The 15,360-nt window shown below is 63.8% G+C and carries 18 protein-coding genes; 11 read left to right on the forward strand and 7 right to left on the reverse strand.

The genetic code is table 11. The features are described 5' to 3' along the window. Positions 1 to 133 precede the first annotated feature (133 nt). Positions 134 to 1,144, forward strand: a complete 1,011-nt coding sequence (locus MF606_RS20290; RefSeq protein ID WP_240231136.1) for an LLM class flavin-dependent oxidoreductase — start codon at positions 134 to 136, stop codon at positions 1,142 to 1,144. A 173-nt stretch (positions 1,145 to 1,317) separates the two neighbouring features. Here the strand turns inward: MF606_RS20290 and MF606_RS20295 are convergent, their stop codons facing one another. From MF606_RS20295 to deoD, 6 genes are all read right to left on the reverse strand, one after another. Continuing rightward, positions 1,318 to 1,608 (reverse strand): hypothetical protein, encoded by a 291-nt coding sequence (locus tag MF606_RS20295; RefSeq protein ID WP_240231137.1) that lies wholly within the window; start codon positions 1,606 to 1,608, stop codon positions 1,318 to 1,320. 74 nt (positions 1,609 to 1,682) lie between these two features. Beyond that, entirely contained in the window at positions 1,683 to 2,498 is an 816-nt protein-coding gene (locus MF606_RS20300) for a COG3904 family protein (RefSeq protein ID WP_240231138.1), read from the reverse strand. Next, on the reverse strand, positions 2,495 to 3,838 hold the full coding sequence (locus tag MF606_RS20305; RefSeq protein ID WP_240231139.1) for a hypothetical protein: 1,344 nt from the start codon (positions 3,836 to 3,838) through the stop codon (positions 2,495 to 2,497). Before MF606_RS20305 ends, MF606_RS20300 begins: the two co-directional genes overlap by 4 nt. A gap of 67 nt (positions 3,839 to 3,905) precedes the next feature. Beyond that, positions 3,906 to 5,624 (reverse strand): sensor domain-containing diguanylate cyclase, encoded by a 1,719-nt coding sequence (locus MF606_RS20310; protein WP_240231140.1) that lies wholly within the window; start codon positions 5,622 to 5,624, stop codon positions 3,906 to 3,908. A 123-nt stretch (positions 5,625 to 5,747) separates the two neighbouring features. Beyond that, complete coding sequence (locus MF606_RS20315; RefSeq protein ID WP_240231141.1) at positions 5,748 to 6,371, reverse strand: hypothetical protein; 624 nt, start codon at positions 6,369 to 6,371, stop codon at positions 5,748 to 5,750. A gap of 180 nt (positions 6,372 to 6,551) precedes the next feature. Next, positions 6,552 to 7,262: a purine-nucleoside phosphorylase gene (gene deoD / locus MF606_RS20320; protein ID WP_240231142.1), complete on the reverse strand. Its 711-nt coding sequence runs from the start codon at positions 7,260 to 7,262 to the stop codon at positions 6,552 to 6,554. A 106-nt stretch (positions 7,263 to 7,368) separates the two neighbouring features. Here deoD and MF606_RS20325 point away from each other — a divergent pair, with 106 nt between their 5' ends. From MF606_RS20325 to MF606_RS20360, 8 genes are all read left to right on the forward strand, one after another. Further along, positions 7,369 to 7,719 (forward strand): ArsR/SmtB family transcription factor, encoded by a 351-nt coding sequence (locus MF606_RS20325; RefSeq protein WP_240231143.1) that lies wholly within the window; start codon positions 7,369 to 7,371, stop codon positions 7,717 to 7,719. After that, positions 7,716 to 8,156, forward strand: a complete 441-nt coding sequence (locus tag MF606_RS20330) for an SRPBCC family protein (RefSeq protein WP_240231144.1) — start codon at positions 7,716 to 7,718, stop codon at positions 8,154 to 8,156. Before MF606_RS20325 ends, MF606_RS20330 begins: the two co-directional genes overlap by 4 nt. After that, on the forward strand, positions 8,156 to 8,620 hold the full coding sequence (locus MF606_RS20335; protein ID WP_240231145.1) for an SRPBCC family protein: 465 nt from the start codon (positions 8,156 to 8,158) through the stop codon (positions 8,618 to 8,620). The genes MF606_RS20330 and MF606_RS20335 overlap by 1 nt, the downstream gene beginning before the upstream one ends. 57 nt (positions 8,621 to 8,677) lie before the next feature. Continuing rightward, a complete protein-coding gene (gene argC / locus MF606_RS20340; protein WP_240231146.1) occupies positions 8,678 to 9,628 on the forward strand; it encodes an N-acetyl-gamma-glutamyl-phosphate reductase in 951 nt (316 codons plus the stop codon). Positions 9,629 to 9,757: 129 nt separating this feature from the next. Continuing rightward, a complete protein-coding gene (gene leuD, locus MF606_RS20345) occupies positions 9,758 to 10,363 on the forward strand; it encodes a 3-isopropylmalate dehydratase small subunit (protein ID WP_240231147.1) in 606 nt (201 codons plus the stop codon). A 6-nt stretch (positions 10,364 to 10,369) separates the two neighbouring features. Continuing rightward, a complete protein-coding gene (locus MF606_RS20350; protein WP_240231148.1) occupies positions 10,370 to 10,801 on the forward strand; it encodes a GNAT family N-acetyltransferase in 432 nt (143 codons plus the stop codon). A gap of 2 nt (positions 10,802 to 10,803) precedes the next feature. Next, positions 10,804 to 11,193 (forward strand): RidA family protein, encoded by a 390-nt coding sequence (locus tag MF606_RS20355; protein WP_240231149.1) that lies wholly within the window; start codon positions 10,804 to 10,806, stop codon positions 11,191 to 11,193. 136 nt (positions 11,194 to 11,329) lie between these two features. Then, positions 11,330 to 11,986, forward strand: coding sequence for a CPBP family intramembrane glutamic endopeptidase (locus MF606_RS20360; RefSeq protein ID WP_240231150.1), 657 nt, complete (start codon positions 11,330 to 11,332; stop codon positions 11,984 to 11,986). A 5-nt stretch (positions 11,987 to 11,991) separates the two neighbouring features. Here MF606_RS20360 and MF606_RS20365 read toward each other — a convergent pair whose 3' ends face one another. Then, entirely contained in the window at positions 11,992 to 12,375 is a 384-nt protein-coding gene (locus MF606_RS20365) for a GreA/GreB family elongation factor (protein WP_240231151.1), read from the reverse strand. Between the two features lie 181 nt (positions 12,376 to 12,556). Here MF606_RS20365 and MF606_RS20370 point away from each other — a divergent pair, with 181 nt between their 5' ends. Both MF606_RS20370 and leuB read left to right on the forward strand, forming a co-directional pair. Continuing rightward, a complete protein-coding gene (locus MF606_RS20370; RefSeq protein ID WP_240231152.1) occupies positions 12,557 to 13,822 on the forward strand; it encodes a Glu/Leu/Phe/Val family dehydrogenase in 1,266 nt (421 codons plus the stop codon). A 132-nt stretch (positions 13,823 to 13,954) separates the two neighbouring features. Further along, positions 13,955 to 15,055, forward strand: coding sequence for a 3-isopropylmalate dehydrogenase (gene leuB / locus MF606_RS20375; protein ID WP_240231153.1), 1,101 nt, complete (start codon positions 13,955 to 13,957; stop codon positions 15,053 to 15,055). The last annotated feature ends 305 nt before the right edge of the window (positions 15,056 to 15,360 follow it).

Consider the following 15,360-nt stretch of genomic DNA (forward strand, 5'->3'; position numbering starts at 1 on the left):
CAGTCCGGCCGTGCGCAAGATTTGAATCAAATTGCAATGAACGAGGTCTTACCGCATCCCGCTTCGGGTCTCGCTTTCATCGCAATTTGCCGATAGAACGCAGCAAGAAATTCCTTGAGACAGAGTCGTTGCCATGGCCGCTCCCTTCGCCCTTTCCCTGCAGGATCTCGCCCCCATCGCCGAAGGCACCTCGACCGCCCAGGCCATGGCCGAAACCATCCTGCTCGCACAGGAAGCCGACCGGCTGGGCTATACCCGCCTCTGGTATGCCGAGCATCACGGCATGCCCTCAATCGCCTCGTCAGTGCCCGAAATCCTCATCGGCAGCGCTGCATCGCATACGCGCAATATCCGCGTCGGCTCCGGCGGCGTCATGCTGCTCAACCACGCGCCTTTGCGCATCGCCGAGGCCTATCGCACGCTCGAAGCGCTGCATCCTGGCCGCATCGATCTGGGCCTCGGCCGCGCACCGGGCGGCGACGGCTATGCCATGCGCGCCCTGCGCAGTGGCGGCGGCGAGGAATTTTCCGCCTACCTGGCCGAACTGATGGCCTTCGACGAGGACGGCTTTCCGCCCGATCACCCGTTTTCGCGCGTACCGGTCTCCCCCGGCGGCATCCGCCTGCCGCCCATGTGGCTGCTCGGCTCCTCCGGCGCCAGCGCCCAGGCGGCCGGCCAATTGGGCATTGGCTACGCCTTTGCTGCCCATTTCAGCCACACGCCCCCTGCCCCGGCCTTCGAGGCCTATCGCTACGGCTTCAAGGCCAGCGACGCCTTCCCCAAGCCACGAACCATGCTCTGCGTCTCGGTCATCTGCGCGCCCACTGACGAAGAAGCCCAGTACCTGTCGCGGTCGCAGGCGGTGAGCTGGGCGCTGTTCACCACGGGCGAGCAGCGCAAGCTGATGAGCCCCGAGGAAGCCCATGCCCGCGTGCTCACCGCCCAGCAGCAGGCGGTGATCGATCATCAATCCCCGCTCTGGATCATCGGCTCGCCCGAAACGGTGCGCGCCGCCATCGCCGAAAAGGCCGAAAGCTGCGACGCCGACGAAGTGATGATCACCACCACTATCCACAGCTACGAACTGCGGCGCCGCTCCTACGCCCTGGTGGCCGAAGCCTTCGGACTGGAGCCACGCGGCTAGCGGTCGAGCACCGGGGGCGATTGGATTGCATTACGCTTATACAAGGGTCTGCGCGCCCTTGAGAGGGGCGCTCAAATTGAGCGCTTCACAAGCACGACGTCACCCCGGCAAAGGCCCGGGTCCATCCCGAGATCATTGAATTGGCGGCATCCCAGAAGGGATTCCGCCCGCTATCAGTTGGCCTCGCGCCGCTCCACCAGCTCGAAATCGTCGGCCGCCAGATCGACCTTGAGCGCCAGTTGCTGCCGGTCGAGTTCGGCCAACCAGGCCGTCCACGAGCATGGGCTCATGCCGTCATCCTGGCTTTCCATCCGGGCCTTGCTGCGTTTCTGGAAGCTCAGCTTGAGCTGGGCGCGTTCCTCACCGAACCGGTTGCGCACCCGCGCAATTGCCGGAATACCATGGCGATCGGTCACCCAGTTCTGGATGTCGCGATGGCGCGTGAGGGTATGAATTTGGGTCATTCGGCCTCTCCTCCAAGAGTCTTCTCTAACCAAGTCGAACGGCGCCGGTCCTCCACCGGTTCCGCCCGTCAGGGCTAATTCTCCGCAAATTCGGTAACAAGCTTGAGACGCTGCATCTCCTCTGCTGTGAAGTAATAGAGCTGGTCGGGCGGGGTCTCGAGCGCATGCAGCCACAATGCCGGATCGACGCCGGTCTGGGTGAGGTGGCTCATGATGTCCGCCGTAGTCGATTGCGCATCGCTCATCGCCGTGCCCGCAACACGCAGGGCGCTTTGCGGATCGCCTGACAGCGCCGCCGCATAGATCTGATGCACCCCGATCGCCGCTGCCGGACTGGCGATACGCGTCTTGCCCGAGGCAAAGACGATAGGGCAGGACGAGGCACAAAGGGACCCGGAAGCGACCTTGGTGGCAAGGCCCTTTTCATGGATCAGACTGCCTATGGCGAGCGCATCCACGACCGATCCTCCGGGCGAATCGAGAACTATAGTTTGGACGTATTCACCACGCGCTTCAATCTCGGCGGCAAAACGCTCGGCCGAACCGGGGTCAAACGTGCCGGTTAGCATGAGTTGTCCACCGGACCCCAGCGTGATTTCCAGAGGCTGGTCAAGCACATCGGGGGCAGTTGTTACATTTGGCATCGGACCTTGCGACGGACTGTCGAAGGCCGGCGGCAAAATGGGCTGCATGGGCATGGCCAGAGCCGCGCCCTCATTGGCGGTGAGCTCGCGAAAATCGACATAGAGCACCGAGGCGGTGCCGATCAGCAGCGCAAAGAAAGCGACGCGAAGGATGGCGCCGTCTTCGAGCTCGGCCAGCCATCGGATGGCCCCGCGATAGAACGGGCCGTCATCGGTATCGGCCCTGGCATTGGCATCGCTCTTCATGCCGGGCGCGGACCATCGGTCCGCTGGCGCTGCGCAGCGTTGATCGGCGTCACCGTCCCATCATCCTCAGGCGGCAATTCGGCCACCTCAGGCAGGTCGACCGGCTCGGCTTCGATGGCTGGCTTTGGCTGGCCGGTGGCGACGTCGATGCCCGCCGCTTCCATCTTGCGATAGAGCGCCATGGCCCGCAGCATTTCGGCCGCAGTGATATTCTCGGCCTCCTCCAGCGATTCCGAATCCTTGCGCATGGCGTCGTTGACGATCATCAGCACCAGCACCAGAACCACTGGCAACAGGTCGATGGAAATGGCGCCGGCCCAGCTTGGAATGAAATCCTGCCAATAGCGCAACACCGCTTCGGCGCTGCTGAGCGGCACAAAGCGGCGCTGCTCGACGGCAGGGGCCGCCAGAATCTCGTCCGCCGCCGCGCTCAGCGCCGCCGACTGGGCGGCGACCGAAGCGCGCACCGTCTCCATCACCTGGTCCTGCCGGTTGGCCAGGTCGGCCGAACTGCCATCAGCCACCGGCGCAATGAAGCCGGCGCTGAGATCGGCCGAGGCGCGCTTCACCGACGCGGCGACGCCGGTCTGCTGCAGCGAGGCGATGACGGCGGTCAATTGCACGGCCTCCGCCTGGAAGGCATCGGCGCGCGGCTCGATGGCGCCCGGCGTCGAGACCAGCTCACGCATGGTCGCCAGCCGCGCCGAGCCCTGCTCGAACTGGGCAGCCACGTCCTCGCGGCTACCGGTAATCGTGGCGGCGAGCTGGTTCATCTGCGTACCCATCTGGGTCAGCAATTGCACGACGCTGCCCGAGCCAGTCGTGCCGGTCAGCGCGCCGGATTCCCGCTCGTCGGCGGCAAGACCCGAAAAGCGCTCGGCCGCTCGCTGCACGTCGGGGAGCAGGCTCTGCGCCGAGAGCGCATTGGCATGGGCATTGTCGAGATCTTCGGCATAGCCCTGCAGCGTCACCGCCATATGCTGCTCAGTGGCTGCCGAGCCGGCCAGGGCCGCGGCATTGAGCCACGAGCTCATCGCCATGATCATGGCGCAGCCAATAGCCATGACGACGAACAGCCCGATGCGCTGCACGCCCGACGTCACCAGCGGCGCGAAGCGGAGCATGAAGCTCCAGAACGCGTAGATGGCGACCGACACCGCTGCCGAATAGATGATGGCAGCGAAAAACACGAAGGTCGCCGAACCATCGAGAATGCCGCGCACCCCCAGATAGGTATAGACGCCCGACGCCAGGGCCAGCACGGCAAGGGCAAAGCGGGTCATCGTCTCGACGCCCTTGACGGTCTCGTTGAGGCGGTAAGCGTTCGGCTTGAGCTGCATGTGCGGACGGGCCCCGATGTCAGCCGGAGACTAGCACGGCGTTTTCGGCGGAACGGTGGCGAATTGCCTACTCGGCCGCGTCCAGCTTCACGATTTCGGCAGCGGCGTCGACCTGGCGGGTCTTACCTGTCCGCGCCCCACGCCGGGGCGCCAACATGACCTGGTTGCGGCCGGCCTGCTTCGCCCGATATAGCGCCGCGTCGGCCGCGGCAACCAGCTCGGCCGGCGACGCCGAGGTCACCGGAATGGTGGCGACACCCAGCGAGGCCGAGACGGGCACATTGTGGGTCTGCGACAGCGCCGCGATCCGGGAGCGGATGACCTCGGCCTTTTCGGCCGCGTCCTCGATATCGCAGCTTGGCAGCAGCACGATCAGCTCCTCGCCACCATAGCGGCAGGCGACGTCGCTCTCGCGCAGGCAACCGATCAGCGTCGACGCCACATCGCGCAGCACGGCGTCGCCCATGGCATGGCCATGCTCGTCATTGAGCCGCTTGAAGTGGTCGAGATCGATCATGATCGCCGATAGCGGCTTGTTCTCGCGCTCAGCCAGGCGGGAGAACCGGAGCAGCGTGTCTTCCATGTAGCGGCGGTTGTAGAGACCGGTGAGCGCGTCGCGCAGCGCCTGATTGCTGAGCTTTTCGCGCAGCATGATGTTGGACAGGGCCAGCGACATGGCATCACCCAGCGCTGTTGCCAGCGTCCAGATTTCGTTCAGGCGCTCGATGCCATCCTCGCCCACCGCATAGACCTGCAGCAGGCCCAGAATTTCGCCGCGCGCCACCATTGGCAGCTCCAGCACATGCGCCGAGCCGCTATGGTGCTCGCAGCACAGCTTGCCATCGCCAGGCTCATTGATATGCGGCTTGCCGCGCTTGAGCGCCCAGCACTGGCTCGGCGCCACCGTGGTCGGCAGCTCGTCTATGCCGTGGTCGCCCCAATCGGTGGACAGCACCAGCCGGTCGCGTGAATTGTTGAAGACGTAGAGCGCGATGCCGAATTGCGGCAGCAGCTCGGATGCGGTTGCCCGCAGTACGGAATTGGCATCGGTGTGGTCGCCCGCGCTCTGCAGCATATCGGTCATGGCGAACAGGCGCTCGACCTGCACCCGCGTCTGGTTGGACGCCACCACGGCCGTGGCTCGGGCCTTGGCCTCACGGTTGCTGCGACGCAATGCAATGAGAAAAGCGAGCACACTCACCACCCCCGCCAGCACCTGCAGGGACAGCACGAAGGTCATCGACCGCCCGATGCCCTGATTGAGCCCCTCATAGGTCCGCTCGATGACGGCCAGTTCCCGGTGAAACGCGGTTGCCACGCTGCGCAACGTCGTCAGCAGGGCCAGTGCCTCGTAACGCGCCTGCGCCTGCTCGAAATCGCCGGCCTCGATCAGCCCGACGACCTCGCGCCAGCCCTCGACGAGAAGATTGACGGCGACGCTACCCTGAACGGCGACACCGTCGAGTGTCACCTCCACAGGAAAGCTGCTGGCCGGTTGCGCGAGTGCATTGTCCATCGCCCGCACGAATGGTGCCGCGTCGACCTGCCAGGTCCTGGTTGCCAGCGCGTGCAGCACCGCACCATTGGTTTCCATCAAGGCCTGGCGGGCGACCCGTTTGGCCCGCGTCTCCTCGCCCACCCGGCTGATCGTGGATTGTTGCTGAGCCATGTAATAGAATTCGGAGCCAATCGCCGCGATCATGCCAACCATGATCACGATCGCCACCACGCCCAGCGATGGCCGCTTTTGCCAAATTCTGTTCAATGCACCGGCCAGAGCTGCCACGCCACCGTCCTGTTCCCACGAGACCTTCGGCCCCTAGAATAGGCCAAACAGCGGCTTCCGGCCCCCGGCTTTGGCCAGCGGCGTTAGCCCGGGGTGAACAGATAGGGTTAGCGAAAGGTAAACTCAGCCGTTGAGCTTCTTCAGCAGCTTTTCGACCCGCTTGCGCTTGCTGTCGGTCCCGATATCGGCCAGTCGAGCCTTCAGCACAGCGAGAAAGCCTGGCTTGGCCGCTGGCGTAATGACGCTGGCCATGTCTTCGGCATAGGTGGGAAGCTGGTTGGGCGCGGCATCCTTGAGCCGAGCGACCAGCAGCGGCACGGCCTTGTCACCATAACCGGCCCGCGCCAGCTTGATCAGGATCGAGTTGCAATGATCCTTGGCGATGACTGAACCGCGATCGGCTGCGGCGATGATCGCCGGCAGCTCCCTCACCAGCAGATCGGCCTTTTGCTCGGCGACGGCGTCCAGCGCCGTCATCGCGCCCCAGACCTGCCGATTGTTCTTGCTCTTGAGCGCCTCGAGAAACACCGGGCACTGCCCGCCGATCAAATCGGGCCGGCGCGCCCCGACCTCATAGAGCACCTTGAGCGCGTCGCTGGCCTGCCGGGCCGGCCCCGAGCGCACCGCCTCGGCCAGTTCCTTGATCGCCGGACTGTCGTTCGCCACCACGATGGCTTCGGCCAAGTCCACATTGGGCTGTTCATCGCGGCGATCGAGGGCGCCAGCAAGTTTGTCGAGCACGGTCATGCGATCATTCTAGCGCACTGCATCACAGCCGCAAAAGCTAAATGGATCGCCATTTCTCCTACCCACCGGCGCTCCCTCGGGGTTGACCCGAGGGCCTCTCTCAACCCGGCACAAGGGGCGGAAGACCCCTGGATCAGGTCTGAGGGAACGCCGTGGGCGGCTGGGCTGGCGGGACGCGCCTTACGCTTCCACCGCCACCTCGAGCGCCACTGTCACCATTTCCTTGAGCGAGGTCTGCCGCTCATTGGCGTCGATCTCTTCCTTGGTGATGAGGCAATCGGTCATGGTGCAGATGGTCAGCGCCTTGACGCCGAACCGCGCCGCCAGCGTATAGAGCGCCGCCGCTTCCATCTCGACGCCGATAACGCCGTGATCGGGCAGCTTGTCGTAACCGGCAAAGCCGTCGGCATGGTAGAAAATATCAGAGCTCAGCATGTTGCCGGCATGGTAGCGCATGCCCTTGGCCTCGGCCTTTTCGGCGGCCGCACGCAGCAGCCCGAAATCGGCGATCGGCGCGAAATTATAGGCCCCGAAGCGATCGCGCACGATGGCGCTGTCCGTGGACGCAGCTTGCGCCAGGATCAGGTCGCGGACCTTCACCTTGGCGTTGAGGCCGCCGCAGGTGCCTACGCGGATAAGCGTCTTGAGGCCATAGACATTGATCAGCTCATGCACATAGATCGACAGCGACGGCTGCCCCATGCCCGTCGCCTGCACCGAGACCCGCTTACCCTTGTAGGTGCCGGTATAGCCCAGGCAATTGCGCACCGAATTGACCAGTTTGGCATCGTCGAGAAAGGTCTCGGCAATCCACTTGGCGCGCAGCGGGTCGCCCGGCAGCAGCACGGCATCGGCATAGTCACCGGCCTTGGCGTGGTTATGGGGGGTCATGTGCTGCTCCTCGATTTTTTGTCCGCTTGGTCAAATCAATGCCATTGGCGGCACGGGTTGACAACACCAACCGCTCGGCCAATATTCACCCTAAAGGATGAATATTATGCAGCCTTCCGAAGCCCAGCTCGATCACACCTTGATCGCCCTCGCCGACCCGACGCGCCGCGCCATTCTCAAGCGCCTGGCACAGGGCGAGGCGCGGGTTACCGAACTGGCGGCCCCCTTCACTATTTCGCTCAACTCGGTCTCAAAGCACATCAAACTGCTTGAGCGCGCCGAGCTGGTCAGCCGTCGCAAGGCCGGTCGCGAATACATCCTGCGCTTCCAACCTGAACCGCTGCGCAATGCCCGTGAATGGATCGAACGTCAGGAAACCTACTGGAAGAGCCGGCTGCAGGCGCTGGACGACCTGCTCACGGCCCAGGACGACGCAGACAGGGCAACCAAGCAATGACCTCCGTCACTGTCACGCACCGCTTCAACGCATCGGTCGAGCGCGTGTTCGACGCCTGGCTCAATCCGGAGAAAGTCGTGCTCTGGGGCGTGACCCGTGCCCGCATCGATGCGCGCATCGGTGGTCGCTTCGTTTTCGAGACCGACTATCCCGATGGCCAGGGCGGCACCGCAACCGCCATCCTCCACGGCAAGTTCTTCGAGATCGTGCCCAACCGGAAGCTGGTAATGAGCTGGGGCGATAACGGGCCCGACGGCGACAATAGCAATGCGCCGATGGTGACGGCCCTGTTTCAGCCCGAGCCGGATAGCGGCACGACCGTCACCGTGACCGAAGAGAACTTCGACCCTGCCGTCAGCGACGCCGATGCCGAGGCCGCCTGGGCCACCGTCTTTGACGCGCTCGACGATGTATTCACCAACCGACAGGACCAGTGATGACCGATACGATCGAAGCCAAAGTCACCCACCGTTTCAAGGCCAGCCCCGAACGCGTCTACGATGCCTTCCTCGATCCCGACACTGTTCGGCAGTGGCAGGTCGCCTGGTTGCAGCAATCTGGCCTTAAGGGCGAGATTACCGCCTGCGAAATCGATCCGGTCGTCGGTGGTAAATTCCTTTATGCCGACATGCGCGAGGATGGCGAAGCCCGCCACTGGGGCACCTTCAAGGCGCTGCATCGCCCCAGCAAGATCGCCTTCACCTGGATTACCGATCCCAGTGAGGAAGACGATCCCTCCGTGGTGACCGTCATTATCGAACCCGAACCGAACGGATCGGGTGCCGTTGTCACCCTCTATCACGAGATGGACGCACAATGGGCCGAGTATATCCCGCAGACCGAAAAGGGCTGGACCTCGATGCTGCTGGGGATCGACGAGGTTCTCCTGCACCGGGGGTGATGTCTTGACCTTGCCACATGCGCAGTCCATTTACGCAGCGCACTGGAGAACACCGCAATGGTCGCCAAGATTTTCATCGACGGGGAAGCCGGAACCACGGGTCTGCAGATCCGCGAGCGCCTGGCCGGCCGCCGCGACCTCCAAGTGCTCTCCATTTCGGCAGACAAGCGCAAGGACCAGGATGAGCGCAAGCGCCTGCTCAACGCCGCCGATGTCGCCATCCTCTGCCTGCCCGACGATGCCGCCAGGGAGAGCGTGTCGCTGATCGACAATGGCACCACCCGCGTCATCGACGCCTCGACCGCTTTCCGCGTCGATCCCGCCTGGGCCTATGGTTTTGCCGAGATGGACCAGAGCCAGTCCGAAATCATCGCCAATGCACGCTTCGTCACCAATCCCGGCTGCTGGCCGCAGGGGCTGATTGCCAATGTCCGCCCGCTGATTGCGGCCGGCCTGATCCCGTCAGACCATCCGCTGACCTATAACGGCATTTCCGGCTATACCGGCGGCGGCAAGCAGATGATTGCCGAGTATGAGGCTGAAGGCGACGCTGCCAGCCACTTCATGCCCTATGGGCTGACGTTCCAGCACAAGCATGTGCCTGAGATGACCACCTATACCGGCGCCAAATCCGCTCCGCTCTTCGTGCCAACCGTCGGCGACTTCGCCCAGGGCATGACCACCTTCGTGCCGCTGCAACTGGGCCAGCTCGCGACAGTGCCGACGGGCCGCCAGCTTCACGCTGCCATTGCCGACCATTTTGCTGCCATCAAGGACAGCTTCGTCACCGTTGCACCCTACGAGGAACTCGCCAAGACCCCGGCGTTGGACCCCGAGGCGCATAACGGCACCAACACCATGACCCTGCACGTCTTCGCCAATGACGCGCGCGCTCAGGCGGTGCTCGTCGCGGTCTACGACAATCTCGGCAAGGGCGCGTCGGGTGCTGCCGTGCAGAATCTCAACCTGATGCTGGGCGTGAGTGCGAAAGAGAGCCTCGCGGCCTGATACCCACGCCGCGCGCCCACCAGCCTCATTGGCGTGTCGAAAATCGCCACAACCGTACCCAACAGTACGGTTCTGACTTGACCCCAAGCCAGCTTCGGGCGATGACCACTGCCAAAGCGAGGTTTCCTCATGGACAAGTTCACCCGTCTGACCGGTGTCGCGGCGCCCCTGCCGATCATTAATATCGACACCGACATGATCATCCCCAAGCAATATCTCAAGACCATCAAGCGGACCGGTCTGGGCACCGCCCTGTTCAGCGAGATGCGCTACAACGAGGATGGCACCGAGAACCCCGATTTCGTGCTCAACAAGCCGGGCTATCGCAAGGCGACCATCATCGTCGCCGGCGACAATTTCGGCTGCGGTTCGAGCCGCGAGCATGCGCCATGGGCCTTGCTCGATTTCGGCGTGCGCTGCGTCATCTCCACCAGCTTCGCCGACATTTTCTACAATAACTGCTTCAAGAACGGCATTCTGCCGCTGGTGGTGACGCCCGAGCAGCTCAAGCTGCTGCTCGACGATGCCGAACGCGGCTCCAACGCCACGCTGACCATCGACCTCGAAGCCCAGACCGTGCAGGGCCCCGACGGCGGCACCATCCATTTCGATATCGACCCGTCGCGCAAGCAGATCCTGCTCGAAGGCCTCGACGATATCGCGGGTACGCTCAAGTCCGATCCCTCGATCACCACCTTCGAAAACAAGATGGCGGCCGACCGCCCCTGGCTCTGACGCGTCATGGTCGACATCGTCTACGAGGCAGAGCTCAAGCCGGAAAGCCGGGCGGGCGTCGCAGACGGGCTGGGAGCCTTTAACGGCAGCAAGACCAGCAACTTTGCCGGCCTCCGGTTCGGCACGATCGGCCTCTTGCTGAAGCATCCCGAGACCGATGCCGTCGATGGTGGTCTGACCGCCCGCATCGGCTTTGGCTGGATGTTCGTCGAACTGCTGTTCGTGCCTGATCGGCTGCGTGGCCAGGGCGTCGGCCGCCAGCTCATGCAGCAGGCGGAAACCGTGGCGCGTGAGCATGGCTGCATCGGCATCTGGCTCGACACGTTCAGCTTCCAGGCGCCCGGCTTCTACGAAAAACTCGGCTTCGTTACCTTTGGTGAGATTGCCAATATGCCGCCCGGCTCCAGCCGGCTCTTTTTCCAAAAACACTTGAGTTAACAATGGTTCAGCGCGTCTCTACCGGTTCGCCCTTCGAAGCCACCTTCGGCTATTCCCGTGCTGTCAGGCACGAGGACACTGTCTACGTCTCCGGCACCACCGGCTATGACTATGCCACCATGACCATGCCCGACGATGTCGGCCAGCAGGCCGCCAACGCCCTGGCCACCATCGACAAGGCCCTCAAGGAAGCCGGCTCGTCCATCCAGGATACGGTGCGCGTGGTCTACTATGTCGGCGACCGCAATGACGTGAACGCCGTCGTCGCCGCCGTCGGCCCCGTGTTCAAGGATATCCGCCCGGCCGCCTCCATGCTGATCGTGCAGATGATCGAAGCCGGCATGAAGATCGAAATCGAAGTCACCGCCCGGATCGGCGCGGCTAACAGCTGAGGCCTGGCCGTGACGGGGCTTTGTCGCATATCGCCCCCACTCACCGGCGCTTCCCCCGGACTTGATCCGGGGTCTCTCGCCACTTGTGCCGCATTTGAGGGTGACCCGCGGATCAAGTCCGCGGAAGGCGACCGAGATGGGAGGAAAGACCGTGCTGACCCGCCCGCAACTTGCCCTCATCCTCCACGCCCTGGCCCTTCCACTGGCCATGTGGTTCATCGTCCCCACCCTCACCGCCAATCTCGGCGGACCAGCCGGCTACCTCCTCACACTCACAATCTACTGGCTGGGCTTCTGCCTGCCCGTTATCGCCATCCATGTCTGGCGCCAGCGCGGCGCGCTGTTCAGCGAAAAGCTGCCCTGGCGCGACTGGTGGGTGCCCGGGCTCCTGCTGCTGCAAGTCGGCGCCATCGCCATTGCCGCCTTCGTACCCAACACCACCATGCTGACCACCCACGGCGCCATGCTGGCGGCCGGCGTCGCGCTGATCAACGGCCCGCTCGAGGAGCTGGCCTGGCGCGGCGGCTTCATGCGGGTCTTCGCAACCCGGCCACGCCTCGGCTTCTGGCTCGGCTGGGCGCTGTTCACCGCCTGGCACGCGCCGCTGCTGCTCAGCCACGGCATTGTCTTCGCAGGCGGCTGGCCGGCATTACTGGGCGGCGCGGCGGCACTTGGCCTCGTCTGGAGCTGGATCGCCTGGCGCACCGGCTCGGTGTTCTGGGTCACCATCGCCCATGTGCTGACCAACATCCTGACATTCTGGCTGTTCTTCGACGGCAACGGCTTCGTCTGAGCCGCCTACCAGCCGTAATCGAGCACTGTCAGCGTGCGGGTGCGGCCCTCGTCGAGCCACTCGATGGTGGAATGGCGCCGCATACCGATCAGCGCCGCGCCGACCGGCCCGAGAATGGTGACATTGCCTTTTTCGCCGAAGGGACGGTTCGGATAGGTCAGCCGCCCCAGCCGCGTCGTCGGCTCGTCATCGAGCCGGAACATTACCCGGTGGCCCATTGATACCCCGGCTGGATCCCAGGGCTGACACACCTCAGCGCGACTGAGCTCGCGCTCCAGATAGGCCGAGACATAGGGCATGGTCATGCTGACCCGCTCAGCCAGCAGCAGCACGCGATTATAGTCGTCCGAGTTGACGAGAATGTCCGGCAGGGGCAGCGAGGGGAACAATCGGAAAGTCCGCAGCGGAGTGGATGCGCCGATAGTACCCCGCCGCTATGCTCCGTCAATAGGCATCAAGGACACAGGATAGGCACTATGCGTCAGCGTCATTGACCTAAGAAACGGGCCATGGCAGACATGTGCCGCATTGTTGTGCGCAATGCTCATTTTCTGCGCAAACGAGTTTACCATGACCGATGACACCTTGCTTGATCGTGCCCTCATTCGCCTTGAGGAGGCCGCCAGCCACCTCGCCATCGACCAGGACGTCATCGAAAAACTCAAATATCCGCGCGAAACCACCAAGACCCGCCTGCTGATCCGTATGGATGACGGCTCGCGCAAGTCGTTCCTCGCCTGGCGCTGCCGCTATGACGATACCCGCGGCCCCACCAAGGGCGGCATCCGCTTCCATCCCAATTCCACCGCCGAGGAAGTCGAGACGCTCGCCTTTTGGATGACCTTCAAATGCGCCGTGATGAACCTGCCCTATGGCGGGGGCAAAGGCGCGGTGCGCGTCGATCCGCGTACCCTGTCCAGAACCGAGCTGGAACGCCTGTCGCGTGCCTATATGCAGGCCTTTGCCACCACGGTCGGTCCCGATCGCGATATCCCGGCCCCCGACGTCTATACCAACGCCATGATCATGGGCTGGATGGCCGACGAATATTACCAGATCACCGGTAGCGTGACCCCCGCCGTCATCACCGGCAAGCCGATCGCCCTGGGCGGTTCGCTCGGCCGCAATGACGCCACGGCGCGCGGCGGTTTCTATCTGGTGCGCCACCTGGCCGCCGAACTGGGTCTGTCCGGCGCGCGCACCGTGGCCATCCAGGGCTTCGGTAATGCCGGGCAGTATTTCGCCCAGCTCGCTGCCGACGATGGCAACAAGGTCGTCGCCGTATCCGACTCGGCCGGTGCCATCCACAAACCCGATGGTCTCGACGTCACCGCGCTGATCGCAGGCAAGAACGCCGGCAGGCGCGTCACCGACCTCGCTGCCGAACTGGGCGCCACCGTCATCACTGCCGACGAACTGATTGCCGTGGATGCCGAAGTGCTGGTCCCGGCGGCGCTCGAAGAAATGATCACCGCCGCCAATGCCGCCGGCATCAAGGCCAAGGTGGTTCTCGAACTCGCCAATGGTCCGGTGACCGCGGAGGCCGACAAGATCCTGGCCGACAAGGGCGTCGTGGTACTGCCCGATATCCTCGCCAATGCCGGCGGCGTGACCGTCTCCTATTTCGAGTGGGTGCAGAACCGCCAGGGCTTCTACTGGGACCTCGAGGAAATCCACGCCCGCCTGCAGAAGATGATGGATCGCGAAGGCCGCGCCGTCTGGAACATCGCCCGCGACCGCAACGTCTCGGTGCGCTCGGCCGCCTATATCCACGCGCTGGGACGGCTGTCGACCGCCATCGAGGCCCATGGCACGCAGCCCTTCTTCGTCGGCTAAGCTGCCGCCCTGAACGATTCTGCAAAAGCCGGCCGCAAGTGGCCGGCTTTTCCTTGCCGTGCCCTTGCACAGCGCCGCAAAATGCCTCTATGTGCCGCCAGAGGCGTAACCACCAGTACGGCGAGGACCGACATGGCCACCCATTCCCTATTCCTGTTGCCCGGCGACGGCATCGGCACCGAGATCATGGTCGAGGTCGAAAAGCTGATCGCCTGGACCAATAGCGAGCAGCTCACCGATTTCTCGACGGATACGGGTCTCGCCGGCGGTGCCGCCTATGACAAGCACCAGCTGGCCATCACCGACGAGGACACCGAAAAGGCCAAGGCCGCCGATGCGGTGATCTTTGGCGCCGTGGGTGGGCCCAAGTGGGATAACGTCCCCTATGAGCATCGCCCCGAAGCGGCCCTGCTGCGCCTGCGCAAGGAAATGGCCGTCTTTGCCAATCTCCGCCCCGCCATCTGCTACCCGGCGCTCGCCGATGCCTCCTCGCTCAAGCGCGAATTGGTGGAAGGCCTCGATATCCTGATCGTGCGCGAGCTGACTGGCGGCGTCTATTTCGGCGAGCCCAAGACCATTACCGATCTCGGCGAGGGCCAGAAACGCGCCATCGATACCCAGGTCTACGAGACCTACGAAATCGACCGCATCGCCCGCGTCGCCTTCGACCTGGCCCGCACCCGCAACAACAAGGTGCACTCGGCCGACAAGAAGAACGTCATGAAGTCGGGTGTCCTGTGGGACGAAGTGGTCAAGGGCGTCGGCAAGGACTATGCCGATGTCGAGTTGCACCACATCCTCGCCGACAACGCCGCCATGCAGTTGGTGCGCAATCCCAAGCAGTTCGACGTCATGGTCACCGATAACCTGTTCGGCGACATCCTCTCCGACGTCGCCGCCATGCTGACCGGCTCACTCGGCATGCTGCCCTCAGCCTCGCTCGGCGCCCCCGATCCGGTCACCGGCAAGCGCAAGGCTTTCTACGAGCCCGTACACGGCTCGGCCCCCGACATTGCCGGCAAGGGCATTGCCAACCCCATCGCCATGATTGCATCGGTCGCCATGGCGCTGCGCTATTCGTTCGGTCAGATCGAGCTTGCTACCCGCATCGAGAATGCCATCTCCGCCGTACTCAGCGATGGCCTCCGCACCGGCGATATCGCCCAGGACAACCGCAAGACGGTTGGCACCGAAGAAATGGGCGCGGCAATTTTGGCCAAGCTCAAGGCGTAACACTCGCAGTCGTCTCCCTCCCCCTTGCGGGGAGGGATCAAGGGTGGGGATGTTTGGCCCAAATAACCGGGCTCATGCACCATCTCACGCATCGTTCCCTCGGGCTTGACCCGAGGGCTACTACCAGCACGGCACAAGCGGCGAATGGCCCTCGGATCAAGTCCGAGGGAAGCGCCGGTGTTGGCATACGGGCGTAACCACCAAACGCTCCCCCACCACGATGTCATCCCGGCGCAGGCCGGGATCCATGTCCGCATGTCACCACCCACGCGGTGCGGTGAGAGCGCCCGCACAGATTCCGGCCT

Source organism: Devosia lacusdianchii, assembly GCF_022429625.1.
Classification (GTDB): Bacteria; Pseudomonadota; Alphaproteobacteria; order Rhizobiales; family Devosiaceae; genus Devosia; species Devosia lacusdianchii.